Here is a 21,248-nt window from a genome sequence, read left to right on the forward strand (position 1 = left end):
CTCTCGGGGTGCAGCCGGGCGGCAGGGGATTTCCCTTGCCGCCCGGCTGTTTTTTTACCGCCCGAGCATCCGGTACTGCCGGGTGGCGAGCGGCAGGAAGACCGCCGTCAGCACCGCGGGCCACGCCATCGCGAGCAGCACGGAATGCTCCGCCGCCCAGCCATTCGCGGCCCACGCCGGATTGCCCGCCAGTTCGCGCACCGCGGAAGCCGTTGCGGTGAGCGGATTCCAGGTCGCGACCGCGCTCAGCCAGGCAGGCATGGTGTCCGGGGAAACGAAAACGCCGGACAGGAATCCGACCGGCCACACCAGCACCTGCACCGAAACCGCCGATTCCGGGGTCTTCAGCAGCAGTCCGAGATAGATCCCGATCCAGACGAAGGCGAACCGCAGCCACAACAGCAGCCCGACCGCGCCCAGCACGGACACCTGGTGCGGCCGCCAGCCCAGCGCCAGCCCCGCTCCCATCATCACGACCAGCCCGGCGACCGCGCTGATCAAGTCGGCGAGACACCGTCCGGTCAGCACGGCGAGCCCGCTGACCGGCATCGCGCGGATCCGCTCGGTGACGCCCTTCGCGGCGTCGGAAGTCACCGCGAGGACAGTGGATTCCAGCCCGAACAGCATGGTCATCGCGAGCATGCCGGGGATGAGGAAGTCGATGTACGCGCCGTCCCGGATGTCCATCGCGCCGCCGAAAAGCTGGCCGAACATCACCACGATCAGGACCGGGAACAGCAGCGTGACCGCGATCGAGACCGGACGTTGCTTCCAGTGCACCAGGATCCGCCGGGTCAGGACGGCGGTGTGCGTCGGCCAGGACACGTGTCCGGGTGCGGTGGCGGGGATGGTCATCGCGCCTCCTCAGTCGCGTTGCCGGTCAGGAGCAGGAAAACCTCGTCGAGCGTCGGCTTCCGGACGACCGTCTCGACCCGGTCCGGCCCGACCTTCGCCTTCAGCTCGTCCGGCGTGCCCGCGGCGACGACCCGCCCGGCGTCGAGAACCGCGATCCGGTCGGCGAGCTGATCTGCCTCCTCCAGGTACTGCGTGGTCAGCAGCACCGTGGTGCCGGTGCCGGCCAGCGCGCGGACGTCCGCCCAGACGTCGATGCGGGCAGCCGGGTCGAGCCCGGTCGTCGGCTCGTCGAGAAACAGCACCGCCGGGTTCAGCAGGAGCCCGGCGGCCAGGTCCAGCTTGCGCCGCATGCCGCCGGAGTAGCCGGAGACGGCCCGGCCCGCGGCTTCGGCGAGACCGAACCGGTCCAGCAGCTCCGTCGCTCGCGCCCGCGCCGCCCGCGAGGGCAGTCCGCCGAGCCTGCCGAACAGTTCGAGGTTCTGCCTGCCGGTCAGGATCTCGTCCACCGAGGCGTTCTGCCCGACCAGCCCGATCCGCCGCCGCACCTCGTCCGGCTCGGCGACCGCGTCGAAACCGGCCACCCGCACCTCGCCCGCGTCCGGCCGCAGCAACGTGGTCAGAATCCGGACCGCCGTCGTCTTGCCCGCACCGTTGGGACCGAGCAGCCCGCACACCGTTCCCGGCTCAACCCGCAGGTCAAGCCCGTCCAGCGCGGCCCGTTCGCCATACCGCTTCTGCACCCCGCGCGCCAGCAGGCCATCTACTCCGTATGCCATACGCAGAAGGCTAGCACATCACTCCGTATTCCCTACGGAGTTAAGTTCCTATGCTGGTCACGTGACGACTGACGGCAACCCCGGCGACCCCGCCGCGACGATCGCGCTGCTGTGGGGCACCCGCCAGCTGCCGAAGCGCGGCCCGAAGCACGGACTGACCCCGGCCCGGATCGTCGACGCCGCGGTCGAGGTCGCGGACACCGAACAGGACCTGGCGACACTGTCGATGCGCCGGGTCGCCGAATCGCTGGGCGTCGGGACGATGTCGCTCTACACCTACGTTTCGTCGCGCGCGGAACTGGTCGAAGCGATGGTCGACGCGGTGTACGGCGAGGCAGTAGCCGAACTGTCCGAAATAGACGCCGACGACTGGCGCGACGGCCTCCGCCGCGTCGCCGCCGTCAACTGGGCGATGCACCTGCGGCATCCGTGGCTGCTGCAAGTCTTCACCGGCCGTCCGACGCTCGGTCCCAACGCGATCGCGAAGTACGACCTGGAACTGGCGGTCGTCGACGGGATCGGCCTGTCGGACCTCGAAATGGACTCGACGATCACGCTGGTGACCACCCACGTGGAAGGCTTGGCGCGCCGCAAGGTCGAAGCCGCGCGCGTGGTGCGGCAAACCGGGATGACCGACCAGCAATGGTGGGCCGCGACCGCCCCCGCACTGGCGGAGGTCTACGAACCGCGCCGCTTCCCGGTCGCGGACCGGGTAGGCGCCGCCGCCGGGCAAACGCACCAGGCTCCGTACAGCCTCGACCACGAGTACGCGTTCGGCTTGGACCGCCTGATCGAAGGCATTGCCGCGCTGGTCAACCGACCCGCTGAGTAGCGTCCTTCCGCCCCAGCACCGCCCCCGCGCTCGCGAGCCCCACACAGGCGAGCGCCACCCACTGCACCGCGCGCAAGTGCTCGCCGAGAACCAGCACCCCGGCCAGCCCCGCACTCGCCGGCTCGAGACTGGCCAGCACCCCGACCGTCCGGGCAGGAAGCCGTCGCAAAGCCGCCAGCTCCAAGGAATACGGCACCACCGCCGATAACGCGGCCACCACAACGCCGACCAGCAACACCCGAGGCGTCACCAGCCGCACACCTTGGTCGATCACCCCCAACGGCACCGAAAGCACGGCAGCCCACGCCAACGCCAGCGCAAGCGGACCCCCTCCCACGCTGCTTGCGCCCGCGCGTTTGCTGAGCAGGAAGTAAGCAGCCATGCACGCGCCAGAAGCCAACGCGAGAGCCACACCGGCGAGCGGAAAACTGACCTCGCGCGGAGCGTAGAACAACCACACCCCGACTCCGGCCACGACCGCACAGGCCACGTCGCGGAGACGTCGCGAAGTGAACAATGCCAAGGAAATCGGCCCCAACAGCTGCAGCGCGCTCGCCAACCCCAACGGCAAGATGGTCAGCGCGGGATAGATCAAATTCATCCCCGCGATGGCCGTGCCGAAGCCAAGGATCACCCTCCTTTCCGCCCAACTGCGCGGCACCGCAGGCCGGTACAGGGTCAGCAGAGCCGCCGCAGCCAGCCCAAGCCGCAACGCCACCACACCGGACGCACCGACGTCCTCGGACAGCTGCTTCCCGAACGCCTGCCCGAACTGGACGCTCAGCACACTCCCCACCATCAGCGCAGGCGCATTCCTCATCCCTCCAGGCTTGTCTCTGGAAGCGTGCACGTCCAACGAATCTTTCCGCACGAAACCGTTTAGTCTGGACTACATGATTGACCACCGGTTGCACGTCCTGCGAACCCTCGCCGAGTACGAAACCGTGACCGCGACCGCCGCCGCACTGCACCTGACCCCCTCTGCCGTCTCGCAGCAATTGCGTTTGCTGGCCCGGGATCTGGAGGTGGAACTCCTGGTACCGCAAGGCCGTCGAGTGCAACTGACCCCCGCCGCACACATCGTGCTCCGACACGCCGACGCCCTACGCCTGCAATGGGAAGCAGCCCGCGCGGAACTCGCCGCGGAGGCCACTGAACTCCGCGGCGCACTGCGCCTGTGCGGCGTCTCCTCCGCGCTGGCGACGCTCGCCGCCCCCGCCGTCGCCAGCCTGCGCCGGACGCATCCGTTGATAGAAACGCAAATCACCGAAGAGGAAAGCGCCGACTGCTACCGCCTCCTCCTCGCCGACGAAGCCGACATCGCCTTAGTCCTGCCCGGCCCGGAAGCACCGCCGGTCACCGATTCCCGCTTCGAACAGACCCCGTTGACGACCGACCGCCAAGACCTGCTCGTCGCCGCCACCCACCCCCTGGCGCGCCGCAAGGGAATCCAACTCGCGGAGGCGGCTGATCAGCCGTGGATCGTCAAGAAACACAACAACGACACTTATCCCTTGGTGACCGCAGCCTGCGCCGCCGCCGGTTTCACGCCTCGGATCGTGCATGAAGTCAAGGAGTGGTACGCAGTTTCCGCCCTCGTCGCGGAAGGGCTCGGCGTGTGCCTGATGCCGAGGATCGTGCCGTTGCCGGAGCACGCGGTTAAGCGGATTCCTTTGCTGGGCACGTCTATTCCTACCCGCCAATTGCTGACCGCGGTACGACGTGGCAGCAGTGGGCATCCTCTGGTCAGCGCAGGCCTTGTCGCACTGCGCGACATTGCCTCGGCCGGGGAGGCTCTCCCAGTACCGGTATCCTGGCTCTGAACTGCTACGCTTCGCTCCGAAGCTACGCAGGGGAGGCGTACAACGTGGTTGAAGTCTGCCGTCTCGACGGCCTCAACCTACTGGCAGAAATCGCGAACCGTTTCATGGAAACACTCGGCCGCATTCGAGATCTGAACAGCTGGATGAACGAAAAGGCGCTTCCCGCGTCTCGGTGGCCGCAAGCCGTCCACTCGGCTGGAGCGTGATTGTGCGACCGAACCACCCGCCGACCGCACCGACGCCACAGCCTCCGGCGCGGCAAAAAATGAAGACGAGCCACCGGGTCGCGCTGTGGTCCGGGGTATGCGTAGCCGTCGTGGCGACCGCACTAGCAGTTTTCTGGGCGGCAGGCCTCGGCTCATTCCTCTGGGGCGCCGACCACAAAACCTCAGACGCTACGCCGGACAAGTACCGCGACACCGATTTCGCCGCCTGCACCGACTTCACGGCCCGGAACCAGGAAATTCCGCGGGACGCTTCCGAAGTGGCCCGCACTTGGTATCCCGAAATCAGCAAGGACGGCACCCTTCTCTGCAGCTTCACCCCCAAGGATCAACAACGACCACTCGTGGAGCTGCAAGCAAGCTGGTTCGCGACAACTGCCGCACAGTCCGGCAGCGAACGCGCCAGCACCAATTTCACCGGTGCCTCCGCCGTGAGCAACGACGGCAGCCCTGTCGGCCTGCCCTTCGGCGAGAAGGCTCACTGGCTCCCCGAGAAAAGCCAAGCCGAGTGCGGACTGATCTTCCTCGACCGCAACGCCGTTTTTCAGATCCATTACACAGCGGCCACCCCGGGCGGAAATCCCGAGTCCTGCCGCACGCCGCTCCGCAAGATGGCCCAGGCGCTGTACACCGCCGCGCAACCGCGGTGACGATCCCCTAACCGGCCGCCGACTCCAGGCCCGGTGAAGAGCCAAGCTCCCGCACCGCGGAACCACGCTCAACCCAGCAAGCGGCGCCCTCGCCGGATTTGGCAGGTCAGCGGGGAAAGCTCGCGTTCGATCAGTCCATCGCCATCTCGTGGCTCAGCCCTGCGGTAGGCATCCTTCGATGTTGCCTCGACACCCGATTGACCCGGCGCATCAAGGAATCTGAGCCTCAATCTGGGCCAAGTGACCGGCGACGATTTCTTCAAACGCCGCACGGCGATCCGCCCCGAGGGGACGGACTTCGCGGGCGAAGAACGCCAACGCGGGGAAGCGTTCGGGATCGGCGCCGAGCACTGCGACGCGGAACTGCTCCAGACCCTGCTCGTACTCCTCGGCGGTGATGCTGCTGACGCCAGCCTCGGCGGCGATCAGGGCGGCGATGAGGACCACGAGGCGGTGGTACAGCACCGGAATCTGCTCGTCGGGAACCCCGGCCGCGCGCAGGGCCTGCAGCAATTCCTCCATGACCAACCGGGATCCGGTGCCGCCGGATGCGTAGCGGCCCCACACGGTGGCGAGTTGAGGCTGCTCTCCGAAAGCCTCGCGCAGGCACAGCGCCAGTGCGGTGATGCGCTGCTTCCAAGTGCCGTCCGGACGGTAGCCGTCCATGGCGGCCAGCAGGATCCGGTCCGCGACGGCACGCAGCAGTTCGGTCTTGTTGCGGAAGTGCCGGTAAAGGCTGGAGGGATCGGTCCCGAGCGCGGCGGCGAGTTTTCGCACGCTGAACGACTCCGCGTCGCTCGTGCGCAGCAGGTCTTCCGCGGTGTCCAGGATCTCGTCGGTCGACCATCGCCTGCGACCGGTCATCTCGGCCCCTCTCGTCCGGCCCAGCATAACCTATGCACTTGGCAATGCACACAGTGTGTGCATAATGAGGACAAGTCACTGGGGACACCACGACGCACCCGGCTTTCCGCCGGGAGGAAAGAAGGAACCATGGGAGAACCCGCTGCCCCGACGAGACCGCCGGAGCCGGACTACTCGGTGATCACGCCCGAGGAACTGCACGTCTACCGCGAGGCGGAGAACCGCTTCCGGGCTTCCAGCGCGGCGTACCCGATCATCGGAGAGCCGAGCCCCGACGCCGAGATCGAGTGGCGCGAGATCGCTCTGCCCGGCCGCGACCTGCCGGTCCGGGTCTACCGGCCGAGGCTAGAAGCCACACTGCCGTTGGTGGTCCAGGTCCACGGAGGCGGCTTCGTGGGCACGGCGGCGCAGTGCGACTGGACCAACAGCCGTCTCGCCGCGCGGCTTCCCGCAGTCGTCGTCTCGGTGGAACACCGCCTGCTCGCGCCCGACAGCCCGCTCGCGAACGCCGCGGACGACGGCTGGAACGTGCTCTGGCACCTGGTCCAGCACTCCGCGGAGTGGGGCATCGACCCCGCGCGCGTGGCGGTTTTCGGCGAGAGCTGTGGTGCCCTTATCAGCGCACTTGATGCCGTCCGCGCCAGGGAAGCCGGCCTCGAGCTCAAGGCGCAGGTGCTGGTCAACCCGGTCGCCGACGTGACCGGCACGATGTTCGACTACCCCTCCGTCGCCGAATACGCGTACCGCCCGAGCCCAGCCCTGTCGCTGTTGAAGCTCTTCCAGCGACTCGCCATCCCGCCTGGTGCCGACGCCGCTGCTGTCTCCCCGTTGCACGCCAACGATCTGAGCGGGCTGGTTCCAGCACTCGTGGTGGTGCCCACCCAGGACGCGGTCGCCGACCACGGCCGCCGCTACGCCGAGCGGCTGCGCGAGGCCGGAAGCCCTGTGCAGCTCTCCGAGTACCCGGGCGCGAAACACGCGTTCCTCACGTTGCCCGGCGTGGAACCGCAGGCCGAAGCCGCACAGGCGGAAATCCTCGCGTTCCTCGGCGCGGCTTTGGCGAAGTGACGGAGGGACAGGTGCACAACAACGCCCGGCTCGGTCTGGGCTCCATGAGCGTTGTCTGGCCCCACGGGTGTCCGGCGCACTGCCACGGCCTGGTGCCCGCCGGTTCGCCCGACGATCTGCGGCATGCCTGCGAAGCGTCATCGCGCCGACAGCACAACGATCACCTCGCGACCATCTCGCAGTCGCCTCGCCGTTGAGCGCCAGGCGACCGACGCGACCCAGCATTCCCTGGAGGACAACAACATGCGGAAAATCGGCATCGTCGGCGTCGGCGAGATCGGCAAGGCTCTCGTCGAAGGCATACGGCACGAAAACGGTGCGGCAGCGGAAATCTTCCTCTCCCCGCGAGGAGCCCGCACCGCCGCCGAACTGTCCGAACGTTTCGAGGGCGTCCAGGTGTGCGCCGACAACCAGGAGGTCGTGGACCGCGCGGACCTGGTGATCATCGCCGTGCGCCGCCAAGACCGCCACGAGGCGCTGGGCGGGCTCAAGGTGGCCGACGAGAAGATCGTGGTCACCCTGATGGCCGGGGTCGGCATCGACGCTCTGCGCCAAACCCTCGGCACCGACGCCCCGATCGTCCGCGCCATCCCGCTGCCCTCCGTGCGCGTACGCCGGTCCGTCACCGTGACCACACCTCCGCATCCAGCGGTGGACGCTCTCTTCGACCAGTTGGGCGGGTCGTTGCCCGTCGCGGACGAGGACGCCTTCAACGTCTTCTCCGCCCTGACCGGGACTCTCACCGCCCACTACGCCTACCTCGCCACGCTCACCGCCTGGGCTGGCGAGCACGGCATCGCAACCGAGGTCGCCGAACGGTACGTGCGCGGTCTCTTCCAGAACGTCGGCCGCGCACTGGAGGACAAGAGCCGCTCGCTGGATCAGCTTGCCGCCGACCACGAGACACCTCAGGGAAACAACGAACGAATCCGCACGACGTGGTTCGCGCCAGCCAACGCAGAGGCCCTCGCCACAGCCCTGGACGGTCTGCTCGCTGACCTGAAATAGCGGCTTCCGGGCGAAGACCTGTTTCCGTGCCCTGGAACGGCCTGTCCCTCGCATGGATCTTGCCGGGCGGGGGATTGTGCCTCGGCACTCCCCCGTCCGCGCGTGCGATGACCGGAACGGACCACGGACGCCCGCGGGTGACGACTGCGGTCAACGACGTTGAGCCTGAACAAGATCAGCTCACCGGAACCGCACCGGCCCAGCAGCCGCAGCTCCGGGTTTCGTGAGGCACGCCGCACCTGCTCGTGTTTCTGGGGCACGCCGCACCTGTTCGTCCAGTCGTCGCCCCACTCGCTGCCCGCAGCAACAGGATTCCCCGGTGGTACTCGGCACCTGGTTTTCCAGGAGCCGCTGACCGAGCACCCGCAGCACCGGATCCCCGGAGCCACACAGGACCTCGCCCTCCGGCAGCCGCCCCGCCCAGCACCCACAACACCGGACTCCCAAGGCCGCACAGCACCTCCTCCAGGTGCCGCGTCACCTTGGCCCGGCGGCTGCAGAGCGGCGGCTGGACTCGGCACCGGTTTCGGTGGCGCCGCCGAAACCGAGCCAGTCCATACCGGATCCGAAGAACGGCCGCCCGGAGCGCGGTCTCCGACTACGGCCAAGTGCAGCCATATCGGGTCGGCGCAAGCCACCGCACTCAGATCCCGGCCAGCCAAAATTCCGCCCAGCATCCAGCTGTCCCGGGATTACCCGCCCGGTTCGGGTACCAGCCCTCGCGGAATCACCACGCTCACTAGATCCGGCAGCACAGGCATCCATTCCGGATGCCGGGCAACGACCTCCCGCACTCTCACACGCGGAGCGTGCTGTCGCGCAAAGTCGTCCGGACCCACGGCGAAGTACCCGCGGGACCACCGCGTTCGATTAGTCCGGCAGCATAGGCATCTCCATCCCCGCCTCATGGCTCAGCAGCGCCGCTCGGGTCAGCGCGGCCGCGCCGAAGCGGTCTCGTAGCGCGTCCACTGCTGAGTCCAGCGCAGTCGCCTCCGCGGACAGCGCTGGGCTGGACGGTTGATCCAGCGGCAGCGCCAACTGCACCGCGCCGTGGCTGTCGAGGTTCGAGAACGACAGGCCCAGCAACGTCAAACCCCGGTCGTACACCAGCGGTTGCGCCGCGGACAGCAGGCCGCGGGCGGCGCAGAGCAGGGTTTCCGTGTGGTCGGTGCTGTCGGCGAGCGTGTGCGACCTCGTGGCGCGGGTGAAGTCCGCGAAGCGCATTCGCAGCACCACCGTCCGGCATACCCGCGACGCGCCGCGCAGCCGACGGGCCAATCGGTCCACAATAGACACCACGATCTCGTCCAGTTCGGCCGGAGAGCGGGAGCGGCGGCCCAGCGCGCGTTGCGAGCCGATTGAGCGGCGACGTTTTCCTGGTTGAACCGCGCGCGGGTCGCGGCCGTGTGCCAAGGCGTGCAGGTGACGGCCCGAACCTGGGCCCAGCATGGAGACCAGCGCGGCCTCGGGCAGTTCGGCGACCTGGCGCACGGTGCGGACGCCGCGTTCCCGCAGCTTCGCCGACGTCACCTTTCCCACTCCCCACAACCGCTCCACCGGCAGCGGGTGCAGGAATTCCAGCTCCTGATCTGGCGGCACCACCAGCAAACCGTCCGGTTTCGCGACGCCGCTCGCCACCTTCGCCAGGAACTTCGTGCGCGCCACCCCTACCGTGATCGGCAGCCCGACCTGCGCCAGCACCTCCGCGCGCAGGCGTACCGCGATCTCCGACGGACGTCCGGCAATCCGCCGCAGACCGCCGACGTCCAAGAAAGCTTCGTCGATCGACACTCCTTCCACCGCCGGCGTCGTCTGCCGGAACACCTCGAACACCGCCTTGCTCGCCGCGCTGTAGACCGGCATCCGCGGCGGCACCACCACGGCATGCGGGCACAACCGCCTGGCCTGCGCCCCGCCCATCGCGGTGCGCACGCCCAACGCCTTGGCCTCGTAGCTCGCGGCCAGCACCACGCCACCGCCCACGATCACCGGCCTGCCGCGCAGCCGGGGATCGTCGCGCTGCTCGACCGAGGCGTAGAACGCGTCGAGATCGGCGTGGAGGATCGGTCCTTCGCTCGTCACGAACATATGTTCGCATCGAACACCGACAAAAACCGCGATCCGTTCACTCGAACGGAGTAGGAAAATCTCCCGAAGCCCGGACGGAACGCGCTAACCTCTCCCCCGTGCGGCTCGTCCTGTTCGACCTCGACACCACGCTCGTCGATCGCGCGGAGGGATTCCGCCGCTGGGCGTGGGAGTTCTGCGCGGAACACCGGCTCGCCGACGCGGACGCCGCGTGGCTCATCACCGCCGACGACCGCGGGCGCGCCGACCGGGCGACGTTCTTCAAAAACCTTCGCGAGCGCTTCGACCTGCAAGAACCCGATCTCGAAGACGCCTACCGCGAACGCCATCCCGCCCTCGTCCCGGCCGCGCCAGGCGTGCTGGCCGGATTGCCCCGGCTGCGCGCGGCGGGCTGGCGGATCGGCGTCCTCGGCGAGGGCGAACCGCAGCTGTCCACGCTGCTGTGCACCGGAATCGCCGGACTCGTGGACGGCTGGGCGCTCGCCGGGCCGGACGGACTGTCCACATCGGACCCGAAGCTGTACGGGCTCGTCGCCGAACGCTGCGAGACCACGCTGGACGACGCCTGGTTCGTCGGCGCGGACGTCGGACCCGCCCGGTCCGCCGGATTGCGCACCGTGCGAGTCGGCCCGGACCGCGAACCCGCCGCCGCGATCGCGCTGCTGCTCGAGAGCTAGTTCTCCACGTCGATCTGCCAGGTGCCGTTGCGCTGCGACATCGTGTAGCGGTGCGTCTCGGTCGTCGGGCCGCCGCCGGCGCGGTGATAGGTGATCACCGCGGTGAGCGTGTTCTCACCGGTGACCTTCACGTCGTTCGCGGTCACCGAACTGAACCGGCTCCACCACGCCTTGTACTCGTCGAAAGTCTGATTTTTGTGCGCGGCACGGAACTTGTCGCTGATCATCGCCCAGCCGGCTTCCAGATTGCTCGGCAGGTACGAGAAGTAGGCACGCAGCGCGGAAGCCATCGCCTCGGGCGAGTTCGCCGCGGAACTGGAGGACGGAGGGCTGCTCGACGAGGACGGCGCCGACGGCTGCGTCGACGGTGACGGCTGCGACGCGGACGAGGTCGCCGGAGCGTTGGAAGCCGCGGAACTCTCGGCGGCGGGCGGCGGGTTCGCGGAGGGGTTTTCGCCCCCGTGGTTGCGAGTGAGGACGACAGTGACGATCACGGCGATCACGACAAGCAGCGCGCCCGCCCCGGCGAAGATCATCCCGCGGCGTCTTCGGTCCGAACCCGCGGGCGGCGCGGCGGCGGCGCCCGCGGCCGGAACCGCGACCGTGGTGGGCACGACCGGCGGTTTGGCGTCCGGAAGGGTCGGCGGTTCCGGGACCGCCACGACCGGGGTGACGCCGCCGTCGAGTTTGCGCAGTTCCGTGACGACCTCGGCCATCGACGGCCGGTCCTCCGGCTTGAGCTCCAGCAGCTTCAGCAGCAGCGGCTCCAGCTTCCCGGCCTGTTTCGGCGGGTTGATCGAACCGCTGGAAACCCGGTACAGCAAGGCGATCGCGTTGTCCGCGGTGCCGAACGGCGGGTCGCCCTCCACCGCCATGTACAGCGTCGCGCCGAGGGCGAACACGTCGGAGGCGAACGTCGCTTCCTCGCCGCGGGCGACCTCGGGCGCGAGGAACGCGGGCGTGCCGGAGATTTCGCCGGTCGCGGTGAGCGTGACGTCGCCGACCGCGCGGGAAATGCCGAAGTCGGTCACCTTGACCGTGCTGCCGTCGTCGCCGAGCAGGACGTTGCCCGGTTTGACGTCGCGGTGCACGATGCCCGCCCGGTGCGCGGCGGCGAGCACGCCCGCCAGCTGCACCGCGAACGGGATCGCCTCGTCGACGGTCAGCGGGCCGTCCTCGCGCAGTTTCACCGCGAGGCTGCGCGACGGCAGGTACTCCATGATCAGCCACGGACGGTCCTCGTGCTCGACCACGTTGAAGACCGAAATGGCGTTCGGATGCTGCAGCCGGGCGGCGATGCGGGCCTCGCGCATGGCGCGGTTGCGGGCTTCCTCGACCTTGTCCTCGCCCTGGTTCACGGGCATGAGGAGTTCCTTCACCGCGACGACGCGGCCGAGGATCTTGTCCTCCCCGCGCCAGACCATCCCCATCGCGCCGCTGCCGATCAGTTCGACGAGCTCGTAGCGACCGGCGACCTGCCGGCTCTCCTCGGTCAACGGAAAACCCTTCGGTGCGACATCATCCACGGACGGCGATCACCCAGTTTTCCACGGACGGCCGGAGCCGGATCCGCGACCCACCCGCGCCAGGCCGGGGTTGCTCCGGGTGGCCGAGTCACGACAGGGTGAGCACATGACCACGACAGCGCCGTCTTTCCGGAGTGTGTTCCGGATGGGCGAATTTCGTGCGCTCTGGCTCGCGCACGTATTGTCGGTGGCAGGTGATCAACTAGCACGAGTCGCGCTGACTGTGTTGGTGTTCAACCGAACGGCGTCCGCGGGTTGGGCCGCCGGGACGTACGCGCTCACCTATTTGCCGGACCTCCTCGGCGGTGCACTCGGCGGGCTCGCCGACCGGTTCCCGCGCCGGACCGTGCTCGTGGTCGCGGATGTCGTGCGCGCATTGCTGGTCGCGTTGATGGCGATCCCCGGCATGCCTTGGCCGGTCGCCGCGGGACTGCTCGTGATCGTGCAACTCGCGGCCGGACCGTTTCAGGCGGCTCGGCAAGCGGTCCTGCCGGACATGCTCGGCGAGGAGAAACTGGCGACCGGTCAAGCGATTCTCTCCTCGACGTACCAGGCCGCGCTGGTGATCGGCTTCGGCGCGGGCGCCGCGGTGGTCGCGTGGCTCGGGGTTTCGGGCGCGCTGTGGGCCGACGCCGTGACGTTCGCGGTCTCGGCAGCCGCGCTGCGCTGGGGATTGCGGCTGTACCCGGTTTCGAAGGTGACCGCGCACGTGCCGCAATGGGCGTCGCTGAAGGCTGGTTGCCGGCTGGTCGCGCGGGACCGGAAACTGCGGTCGCTGCTGGCGATCGCGTGCTGCTGCGGGTTTTACGTGGTGCCGGAGGGCTTGGCGGTGCCCGTGGCCGCGCAACTCGGCGGCACGGGCGTGCTCGGCTGGCTGCTGGTCGCGAACCCGGTCGGGACGCTGCTCGGCGCGCTGCTGATCAGCCGGTTGCCGCGGGCACGGCAGGTGCGGTGGCTGGGCCCGCTCGCGGTGGCGAGCAGTCTTGTCCTGCTGCCGACCGGCTGGACGCCCGCGTTGCCGGTGGTCGTCGCGGTCTGGACGGTGTCCGGGATGTTCTCCGCGCACGACTTGATCACCCAGGTGCAGTACAGCCTCGCCGCGCCGCCGGAACAGCGCGGCCAGGTGATCGGGGTCGCGATCGCGGCGTTGCGGGCGGCGCAAGGCCTGACGATCGCGGCCGCGGGCGCGCTGGCACTGGCCTTCGCGTCGACGACGGTGGTCGCGATCGCCGCCGTCGCCGGGGCGGGATGCGCCGCTCTGGCCGGGATCGCCTGGACGCGGGCGGTGCGAGCGGACCGCGCGGTGCGGCCCCGCCGAACTCCCCTCGACGGGGCCACCCCACCTCCCGCGCCGTAATCCGCGGGACGGGTGCGCCGCGGGACTGGCTTCGGTCACGTCCAGTTGTTGTCACGCATGCCCTCTCACCTCCTCGTGGGGCGGGCTTGGGGCGGTTCAGCGGGTCCAGTTGTTGTCGCGCACGGCGGGGCTCCTTTCTTGGCTTGAGGGGCGGTGGTTGCGGGGGTCAGCGGGACCAGTTGTTGTCACGCATGGGGGCGGCTCCTTTCGCGGTCGGGCGGTCGGTGGTCGCGAGATTCAGCGGGTCCAGTTGTTGTCGCGCATCGCGGGCGGCTCCCTTCCTGTCTCGACGGGTGGTGGTTACGGGCTCAGCGGGACCAGTTGTTGTCACGCACGAGGCGGTTCCTTTCGCGGTTGAGCGGTCAGTGGTCGCGGGATTCAGCGGGTCCAGTTGTTGTCACGCATCGCGGCGGCTCCTTTCCTGTCTCGGCGGGCGGTGGTTGCGGGGTTCAGCGAGTCCAGTTGTTGTCACGCATCGCGGGCGGCTCCCTTCGCGGCTCGACGGGCGATGGTCGGCGGGACTCAGCGAGTCCAGTTGTTGTCACGCACGGCGGCGGCTCCTTTCGTGGCTAGGCGGTCGGTGGTCGAGGGATTCAGCGGGTCCAGTTGTTGTCGCGCACGACGGCAGCTCCCTTCGGATCGACGGTCAGCACTCAGCACGTTCAGCGAGTCCAGTTGTTGTCGCGCATGGCAGTTGTTCACCTCCTCCGCGCACATTTCGTGCAGTGGTTTCAGCCGTCTCACCGAGTCCAGTTGTTGTCGCGCATCGAGAGCCCTCCTTTCCGCATCCCGGATTCCCTTCTCCGACCCATTCACCAGTTGTTGTCCCGCACTGTGGGCACCTCCTCTCATCTGCGAAGACCGAAGTCTCGACCTCGAGTCGAGACCGTGAGGGAGACCGAGGTCACCGAAGAGCCGTCCAGTTGTTGTCGCGCACTGTTGTCACCTCCGTTTCAGAGTCGCGCCTTCGGCGGTTTTCGCACGTCATCGCCGGTCGGCTGGTCACCGAATGTGGCCATGGGGGGCCAAATGGGACCCTTGTGGATCCCCTGGTCCGGCCCGGATTCGGAGCAGCTGGTCACTACTCACAGTGGCCACCTCCCCTCGCCGGCCGTCTGGCGCTGGGCTGACCGGGCGAAATCGCCCCGGGGCTTCCCAGAGTCCGGACGACAGGCAGCACACAACGCGCCTCGTCGTTTACCGTAGAAGCCAATCGGGTGAGGTGAAGAGTGCGCGGACGAGTTGCCGGGTGGTTCACAGGCTGGCGCCTATGGCGGCTGCCCTCTCACGTCCGCATGTATGTGCTGCTGGTGAACGTCGTGGCGGTGGGCACCACCCTCGCCACCGCGTGGCTCGCGCCGGTGCGTCAGATCGACCTGGTCCGCTTCGGGGTTCTCGCCGTGTGCGCGGCGCTCGCGATCGAGGCGACCCGGCACATCGAACGGCAGCGCGAGTACAGCCGAGCACCCACAGTCGCGTACGTCGACACCAAGGCCGTGTGGAGCATCGCCGCCGTAGTGGCGCTGCCGGCGATCCTCGCGTCGGCGATGGTCGTGCTCACCTACGCCGTCGCCTGGTGGCGGATCTGGCCGCGCGAACGGCCGGTCCTGCCGCACCGCTGGATTTTCTCCTGCGCGTCCGTCCTGTGCGGGACGCAAGCCGCCGTCGCGGTGCTCGCGCTCGGGATGCACGAGTACCCCGGGGTGCTCGCCCACGGCTTCGGGCCCGGCCTGGTCGACCTGATCGTCTTCGTGCTCGCCGCCGGGCTGCGCTGGGCGATCAACACCGCGCTCGTCATGGTCGCGATCGCGCTGTCGAGCCCGCCGCGGTCGTTCGCCGACCTGTTCTCCGGTTTCGGCGACCAGCTCCTCGAAGCGGGCGCGATCGGCCTCGGCCTGGTCACCGCTGCGCTCCTGCTGCTGGCGAACCCGTTGATCCTGGCGGGCGTCGTGATCGCGCTCGTGGCATTGCATCGCGGGCTGCTGCTCACCCAGTTCCAGCGCGACGCGCGCACCGACGTCACCACCGGGCTCGCCACCAAACGCTGGTGGCGCACAGTCGCCGAGCGCTACCTCGAGCGCGCGCGGGCGAACCAGGACAGCGTCGGCGTGCTGCTGCTGGACCTCGACCACTTCAAGGCGATCAACGACACCTACGGCCACCCCACCGGCGACCTGGTGCTGCGGGAGATCGCGCTGTCGCTGCGCGACGAGGTCCGCGAGCAGGACGTGTGCGGCCGCTGGGGCGGCGAGGAGTTCGCGATCGCGCTGCCGGACATCCCGAGCGCCGAACACCTCGGCCACATCGCCGACCGCATCCGGCGGCGGATCCCGCAGGTGGTCGTCGCGCTGCCGGACCAGGATTCGGTGATCAGCGACCTGACCGTCTCGATCGGCTGCGCGCTGTACCCGGCGAAGCACCTCGCCAGCGTCGACGACGTGCTGGTGGCCGCCGACGCCGCGCTGTACCGCGCCAAGCAGGCGGGCCGCAACCGCGTCGAGCTGGCCAGCGCTTGACCGCCTGCTCAGGCCACCGCTAAAACTCGTTTCATGGACTGGACTCTCGAGGTCGTCGTCGTTCCAGTAACCGATGTGGACCGGGCGAAAGCGTTCTACGTCGACCAGGTCGGCTTCCGCCTCGACCACGACATCAACCCCGGACCGGGCCAGCGCCTGGTGCAGCTGACGCCGCCCGGATCGGGCTGTTCGATCGTGCTGGGCAAGGGCATGGTCCCGGACATGCCGCCGGGGTCGCTGAAGGGCCTGCAGCTCGTCGTCGCCGACGTCCGGAAAGCTCGCGAGGAACTGGTCGCACGCGGCGTCGACGTCGGCGAACTCCAGGTCTACGGCTCAGACCCGGGCACCGGCGCGCTCGAAGACCTCGACAACATCGGGTTCATCCACTTCGCCGACCCCGACGGCAACAGCTGGGCCGTCCAGCAGATCTCCGCCCGCGCCAAGAGCTGACGTTCACCGTCGCAGCCGTCATCGTCCGGGCGCGATCGGACGCGACAAAAGCCGCACCGACATCGGCCAGCGTCCCGGTGCGGCCACTTCGCCGGCCCCGATAGCAAGAGCTGGGCCGTCCAACAGATCTCCGCCCGCGCCAAGAACTCACCCTCGACCACGGCAACCGCCCGTGTCGAACCGGCCTAGTCCACCAGCGCACCGCAGCTGACGTTCACCGTCGCGGCCGTCATCGTGCGGGCGCGATCGGACGCGACAAATGCCGCCACCGCACCGACATCGGCCAGCGTTGCGGTGCGGCCGAGCATGGTCGGCTCGGCGAGTTCCGCACTCAGTTCCTCGGCACCGGGGAAGTCCGCGGGGATCGTTTCCGGGACACCGCCGGTCCGAAGGGTCACGGTGCGGACGCCGTAGCGGCCGAGTTCGGCGGCGAGTTGTCGACGCATCGCTTCCAGCGCGGAGAAGCCGACTTGCAGACCGCCGACCGCGTGGTTGCGCACCGGGTCGCCGTCGCCGCCGAAGAGGAGGACTACGCCGGTGCCTTGGCGTTTCATGTGCCGACCCGCTGCACGCATCGTCAGGAAGGTGGTGCGCACGCCGTTGACCACCGGTTGCTCGTAGTCGGCCAAGGACATCTCGACCATCGGAGTCCCCTGGACATCGCCGTGGCTGATCACGTTCACCGAGATGTCGAGACTGCCCGCGGCCTCGACTACCGCATCGGCATGCGCGTCGACAGATTTCTCGTCGAGCGCGTCGACTACGGCGACGTCGGCGCGCCCGCCAGCAGCGCGGATCTCCCTGGCGACTCGGTCCAGCTTCTCGCGAGTACGTCCGGCCAGGAAGACTCGCGCGCCTTCCTCCGCGAACGCTCGCGCGAACGCACCGCCGATTCCTCCGCCAGCGCCGTACACGACCGCGTTTTTGCCTTCGAGCAGCATCTTCCGGGCTCCCTTCTCGTGCCTGTCACCAGTGCGTCGAGCGGGGAACCGGGAAATCGACACCGTTCTCAGGGACGTTCCGCACCCATCGGATTCGGAATAGGCACACCTCCGTCGTCAATGATCCGTCGGCTTAACGGGACTGCCAGGTCCAGCAGCCGGTCGACGCCTTCCGGGCCCAAGGCTTCGAGCGGAGCAGCGGCCAGGCGGTCGGTGGTTTCCTCGATGGTCCGGCGGACTTCCGCACCCGCTGGGGTCAACCCGCCAGCGTCGAGCAGACCGTGATCGACCAGGTTTGCCGTTGCCTCGGACCATTCCTCGTCGGTCCACCCTCGGGCGCGCTGGACTTGCTCGCGGCTGGTGGCTCCGGTGGCGATGTGGGTGAGGGTGGTTTCCAGCCCGGTCAGCCCGGACGCGACTGCGGCCAGGACGTGGCCGTCACCGCGATGTTCGCGCAGGACGGCAGTAGCGAGCCACAGCCGGGCCAGCGGCCGGTCCGGGCGAGGCACCGCGGACCAGGCCGCGGCGAGTGGCCGAGCGTCGAACTGGCAGGCGGCGATGGCTTGTTCCAGCAGCGTGACCAGTTCGTCCACAGTGGACGGACCGAGCAGCCGCGTCAACGCCACTTCGACCGCTTCCACCCGCGTGCGCACAACATCGGCGGGAGAAGCGAATGTCCACGCGTCCGGCAGCGCTCGCTCGACCATCCGCGGCGCGAACCCGAAGAACATCGACGTGACCGGTTCCGGGCCGATCGGGCCGAGTGGCGCCGCCCGGCCCGCGAAGTAGCCCATCCACCAGCCGCGCAAGCCGACGTCCTTCGCCGCCGCGGCGGGTTCCGGGGCGAAGTAGACGACTGCGTGGAGGGGTTCGATGGCGGTCCAGAGGTTTCGGGCCGGGTTCGGCTTCATGCGGAAAACTCTAAGCCCCGGGTACGACAAAAAACGCCGCACAGAAAGAAGCCCGCCGCCCCGGAAGGGGGACGGCGGGCCGTGGAACTGATAAGCCTCAGGCGAGCTCGAGGCCGTAGGACTGCAGTTCCAGAGTCAGCGGGTAGAAGTAGCTGGTCTGGGTGTCGCCGCCGGAGAGGGTGCCGAGGCCCTTCTCGCCGTCGTACGCCGGGCCGCCCGAGTCGCCGTGGTCGGTGTGGGCGGTGGTGCCGAACTCGTGGTTCAGGACGCCGACGTCGAAGTTGACCGACTCGTCCACCGAGGTGACCTCGCCGCTGCCGCCGCCGGTCGTCTGGCCCATCTTCTGGATCTGCTCGCCGACGGTCGGCGTGCCCGCGCTGGTGATCTGCTGGCCGGTGTTGATCGCGCCGGGGCCGGAGCCGTTCGGGCGGGTCAGCAGGCCGGAGTCGGCTCCGGGGCAGTCGCTTTCGACGACCTGCGCGCCGGAAACGTCGCCGCCGGACCAGGTGCCGCCCTCGTTGGTGCAGTGGCCCGCGGTCAGCATGTACGGCTGGCCGCCCTTGGTCACGTTGAAGCCGAGGGAGCAGGTGAACTGGCCGTTGTTGATCGAGTCGCCGTCCGCGATGTAGGTGGCCAGCTTGCCCGAGCGGTGCTCGACGCGCGCCGCGTCGCCCAGCTTCGCCGCGGCCGCCGCGACCTTGTCCTTCGTGGCCTGGGACGCCGAGTCGTAGATCTTCACCACGACCTGGTTGGTCTTGGTGTCGATGCCCCACGACGTCTGCGGCACGTTCTTAACGGTGTCCATCTGGTTCTTCGCGCCGGTGAGGGCGGTGAAGCTGTGCTTGACGAGCTTCGTCGCGAAGCCCGCGGCCTCGGCCTTCTCCTGCGCCGCGGCGTCGGTGACGTTCAGGACCGCCTTGCCGCGTTCGAGGTAGATGCCGCCGTTTCCGGCGCCGAGCGTGTCGGCGACCTGCGTCGCCTGGGTGATCGCCTGTGCCTGCATCTGGGCGAACGCCATCGGGCTTGCCGAGGCGGCGTTCACGCACATGCCCGCGGTCAAGGCCGCGGCCGACAGAGCGGTGAATCCCGCGACGAGCGTCTTCCGGGAAGTCATGGATCTTCCTCCAGGTGGGCTGAACCGACCGGTGGGACGCCCCACACTTTTGTTGCCCGGCAACCAACGCGAAACCGACGAAGGTTGGTTAATAACCAAAAAATGCGGACCAATCGGACACCGTTGCGCCGTTCGGGCCACCTGGAATACCCCGAACGGCGCCGCTGACCTGCGTCGCGACCTGGATCAATGCTGTCCGGGCCACCGGACATGCTCGGCGTAGCCCTCGTTCTTGCGCAGGTACCCGGCGATGAACGGGCACACCGGAACGATCACGCCGCCCCGCGCGACGACGTCGTCCAGCGCGGCCTTCGCCAGCACCTTGCCGAGCCCGCGGCCGCCGAACTCGTCGCCGATCTCCGTGTGCGTGAAGACGGTTTCGGTGTCCTTCGGGGTGAACTCGGCGAAGCCGGCGAGCTTGCCGTCCGCATACACTTCGTAGCGGTTTTCGCTGTCGTTGCGGGAAACGCTGGTCTCTTCGCTCATTCCCGCATCTTCACACACCGCCGCCGGCCGGGCCCGATTCCGTGCTCTCCCTGGCAAGCACCGTGTGCGGCGCGACGAACTCCTCGGCAGGCAGCTCCGGGTTCTCGATCCGGGCGGCGAGACGGGACACCGCGGTCCGGGCGATGAACGGAGTGTCCAGCGAGACGGTGCTCAACGACGGGCGGGAATAGCGGCCCTCCTCGATATCGTCGATGCCGATGATCGCGACGTCCTCCGGGACCCGCAGGCCCGCGTCGAACACCGCTCGGATCGCGCCCATCGCGAGCAGGTCGGAATAGCAGAAAATCGCGTCCGGGCAAGGGGATTCGCGAAGCAGGGACGCCGTCGCCGCGTATCCGTCGGCCCGCCCGTAATGGGCCGCGGTGGCCTGCAACGCGTTCACCGGCTCGAGTCCGTGCTCGTCGAGCGCTTTGCGGAATCCCTCGGTGCGCTGCAACGGCGTCGAGTATGTCTCCTTCGGCTGGGCGCCGATCGCCGCGATGCGCGTACGGCCGCGGTCGAGCAGATGCGTCGTCGCGTCGTGCGCCGCGACGACGTTGTCGATCGCCACGTGGTCGAAGCGGTTGTCGAAGACGTGCTCGCCGAGAAGGATCAGCGGCGACGAGCGGGCCGGGTCCACGTCGCGCAGTTCTTCGCTGGTCGCGAGCGGCGCGAACAGCATCCCGTCGAACAGGTTCCGCCTGCCTCCGCCGCGCAGCAGCTGGCGTTCCCGCTCGTGGTCGTGCCCGGTCTGGTCGATCATCACCTGGAAACCGAGGCTCGCGGCGGCGTCGATGACCTCGCGGGCGAGCTGGCTGAAGTACGGCACGTCGATCTCGGGCACCACCAGCGAGAGCAAGCCGGTCTTGCCGGTGCGCAGCGTGCGGGCGACCGGATTCGGGATGTAGCCGAGTTCGTCGATGGCACTCAGCACGCGCTGGCGCATCTTCTCGCTGACATGCTCGTACCCGCTGACGACGTTCGACACCGTCCGCACGGAAACCCGCGCCCGGTCCGCCACGTCCCGCAACGTCGCCGCCATGAAACTCCTTCCGCCCGGAAAGTCATCCTACCTTTTGCAA

Annotated in this window: 20 protein-coding genes; 9 read left to right on the forward strand and 11 right to left on the reverse strand. The window is 68.7% G+C overall.

The window, feature by feature from the left end:
- Nucleotides 1-54: 54 nt before the first annotated feature.
- The gene (locus PUT80_RS30035; RefSeq protein WP_275294205.1) at nucleotides 55-855 is read right to left on the reverse strand and encodes an ABC transporter permease; all 801 of its coding nucleotides are present in this window, start codon (nucleotides 853-855) and stop codon (nucleotides 55-57) included.
- Entirely contained in the window at nucleotides 852-1,631 is a 780-nt protein-coding gene (locus PUT80_RS30040; RefSeq protein WP_275294206.1) for an ATP-binding cassette domain-containing protein, read from the reverse strand. The genes PUT80_RS30035 and PUT80_RS30040 overlap by 4 nt, the downstream gene beginning before the upstream one ends.
- 61 nt (nucleotides 1,632-1,692) lie before the next feature.
- Here PUT80_RS30040 and PUT80_RS30045 point away from each other — a divergent pair, with 61 nt between their 5' ends.
- Nucleotides 1,693-2,463: a TetR/AcrR family transcriptional regulator gene (locus PUT80_RS30045; protein WP_037818373.1), complete on the forward strand. Its 771-nt coding sequence runs from the start codon at nucleotides 1,693-1,695 to the stop codon at nucleotides 2,461-2,463.
- Here the strand turns inward: PUT80_RS30045 and PUT80_RS30050 are convergent.
- The gene (locus PUT80_RS30050) at nucleotides 2,444-3,283 is read right to left on the reverse strand and encodes an EamA family transporter (protein ID WP_275294207.1); all 840 of its coding nucleotides are present in this window, start codon (nucleotides 3,281-3,283) and stop codon (nucleotides 2,444-2,446) included. The genes PUT80_RS30045 and PUT80_RS30050 overlap by 20 nt on opposite strands.
- Nucleotides 3,284-3,293: 10 nt before the next feature.
- Between PUT80_RS30050 and PUT80_RS30055 the strand changes: the two genes are divergently transcribed.
- Complete coding sequence (locus tag PUT80_RS30055) at nucleotides 3,294-4,286, forward strand: LysR family transcriptional regulator (protein ID WP_275294208.1); 993 nt, start codon at nucleotides 3,294-3,296, stop codon at nucleotides 4,284-4,286.
- Nucleotides 4,287-4,602: 316 nt separating this feature from the next.
- Nucleotides 4,603-5,160 (forward strand): hypothetical protein, encoded by a 558-nt coding sequence (locus PUT80_RS30060; protein ID WP_275294209.1) that lies wholly within the window; start codon nucleotides 4,603-4,605, stop codon nucleotides 5,158-5,160.
- A gap of 210 nt (nucleotides 5,161-5,370) precedes the next feature.
- On the opposite strand, the gene PUT80_RS30065 is transcribed toward PUT80_RS30060, so the two are convergent.
- On the reverse strand, nucleotides 5,371-6,024 hold the full coding sequence (locus PUT80_RS30065; protein WP_275294210.1) for a helix-turn-helix domain-containing protein: 654 nt from the start codon (nucleotides 6,022-6,024) through the stop codon (nucleotides 5,371-5,373).
- A gap of 129 nt (nucleotides 6,025-6,153) precedes the next feature.
- On the opposite strand from PUT80_RS30065, the gene PUT80_RS30070 reads away from it, so the two are divergent.
- Nucleotides 6,154-7,092: an alpha/beta hydrolase gene (locus tag PUT80_RS30070; protein WP_275294211.1), complete on the forward strand. Its 939-nt coding sequence runs from the start codon at nucleotides 6,154-6,156 to the stop codon at nucleotides 7,090-7,092.
- 123 nt (nucleotides 7,093-7,215) lie between these two features.
- On the forward strand, nucleotides 7,216-8,100 hold the full coding sequence (locus PUT80_RS30075; RefSeq protein WP_275294212.1) for an NAD(P)-binding domain-containing protein: 885 nt from the start codon (nucleotides 7,216-7,218) through the stop codon (nucleotides 8,098-8,100).
- Nucleotides 8,101-8,970: 870 nt separating this feature from the next.
- Here PUT80_RS30075 and dinB read toward each other — a convergent pair.
- Nucleotides 8,971-10,188 carry a DNA polymerase IV gene (gene dinB / locus PUT80_RS30080; RefSeq protein WP_134663346.1) on the reverse strand — a complete coding sequence of 406 codons (1,218 nt, stop codon included), beginning with the start codon at nucleotides 10,186-10,188 and terminating at the stop codon, nucleotides 8,971-8,973.
- A 98-nt stretch (nucleotides 10,189-10,286) separates the two neighbouring features.
- Between dinB and PUT80_RS30085 the strand changes: the two genes are divergently transcribed.
- Nucleotides 10,287-10,865 (forward strand): HAD family hydrolase, encoded by a 579-nt coding sequence (locus PUT80_RS30085; RefSeq protein WP_134732755.1) that lies wholly within the window; start codon nucleotides 10,287-10,289, stop codon nucleotides 10,863-10,865.
- Here PUT80_RS30085 and PUT80_RS30090 read toward each other — a convergent pair.
- On the reverse strand, nucleotides 10,862-12,361 hold the full coding sequence (locus tag PUT80_RS30090; protein ID WP_275294213.1) for a serine/threonine-protein kinase: 1,500 nt from the start codon (nucleotides 12,359-12,361) through the stop codon (nucleotides 10,862-10,864). The two genes, PUT80_RS30085 and PUT80_RS30090, sit on opposite strands and share 4 nt — an antisense overlap.
- A 136-nt stretch (nucleotides 12,362-12,497) precedes the next feature.
- Between PUT80_RS30090 and PUT80_RS30095 the strand changes: the two genes are divergently transcribed.
- The 3 genes from PUT80_RS30095 to PUT80_RS30105 all read left to right on the forward strand — a co-directional run bounded on the left by PUT80_RS30095 (nucleotide 12,498) and on the right by PUT80_RS30105 (nucleotide 16,714).
- On the forward strand, nucleotides 12,498-13,748 hold the full coding sequence (locus PUT80_RS30095; RefSeq protein ID WP_275294214.1) for an MFS transporter: 1,251 nt from the start codon (nucleotides 12,498-12,500) through the stop codon (nucleotides 13,746-13,748).
- A gap of 1,229 nt (nucleotides 13,749-14,977) precedes the next feature.
- Complete coding sequence (locus tag PUT80_RS30100) at nucleotides 14,978-16,264, forward strand: GGDEF domain-containing protein (RefSeq protein ID WP_199818059.1); 1,287 nt, start codon at nucleotides 14,978-14,980, stop codon at nucleotides 16,262-16,264.
- A 33-nt stretch (nucleotides 16,265-16,297) separates the two neighbouring features.
- The gene (locus PUT80_RS30105; protein WP_134663351.1) at nucleotides 16,298-16,714 is read left to right on the forward strand and encodes a VOC family protein; all 417 of its coding nucleotides are present in this window, start codon (nucleotides 16,298-16,300) and stop codon (nucleotides 16,712-16,714) included.
- Between the two features lie 185 nt (nucleotides 16,715-16,899).
- Here the strand turns inward: PUT80_RS30105 and PUT80_RS30110 are convergent, their stop codons facing one another.
- From PUT80_RS30110 to PUT80_RS30130, 5 genes are all read right to left on the reverse strand, one after another.
- On the reverse strand, nucleotides 16,900-17,655 hold the full coding sequence (locus PUT80_RS30110) for an SDR family oxidoreductase (protein ID WP_275294215.1): 756 nt from the start codon (nucleotides 17,653-17,655) through the stop codon (nucleotides 16,900-16,902).
- A gap of 68 nt (nucleotides 17,656-17,723) precedes the next feature.
- Nucleotides 17,724-18,566 carry a hypothetical protein gene (locus tag PUT80_RS30115; protein ID WP_275294216.1) on the reverse strand — a complete coding sequence of 281 codons (843 nt, stop codon included), beginning with the start codon at nucleotides 18,564-18,566 and terminating at the stop codon, nucleotides 17,724-17,726.
- A gap of 97 nt (nucleotides 18,567-18,663) precedes the next feature.
- On the reverse strand, nucleotides 18,664-19,680 hold the full coding sequence (locus tag PUT80_RS30120) for a S1 family peptidase (RefSeq protein ID WP_134663354.1): 1,017 nt from the start codon (nucleotides 19,678-19,680) through the stop codon (nucleotides 18,664-18,666).
- Between the two features lie 186 nt (nucleotides 19,681-19,866).
- Nucleotides 19,867-20,166, reverse strand: a complete 300-nt coding sequence (locus PUT80_RS30125) for a GNAT family N-acetyltransferase (RefSeq protein ID WP_238608122.1) — start codon at nucleotides 20,164-20,166, stop codon at nucleotides 19,867-19,869.
- A gap of 10 nt (nucleotides 20,167-20,176) precedes the next feature.
- A complete protein-coding gene (locus tag PUT80_RS30130; RefSeq protein WP_275294217.1) occupies nucleotides 20,177-21,208 on the reverse strand; it encodes a LacI family DNA-binding transcriptional regulator in 1,032 nt (343 codons plus the stop codon).
- Between the last annotated feature and the right edge of the window lie 40 nt (nucleotides 21,209-21,248).

Origin of the sequence: Amycolatopsis sp. La24 (assembly GCF_029087445.1) — a bacterium.
In the GTDB taxonomy this organism is placed as follows: Bacteria; Actinomycetota; Actinomycetes; order Mycobacteriales; family Pseudonocardiaceae; genus Amycolatopsis; species Amycolatopsis nivea.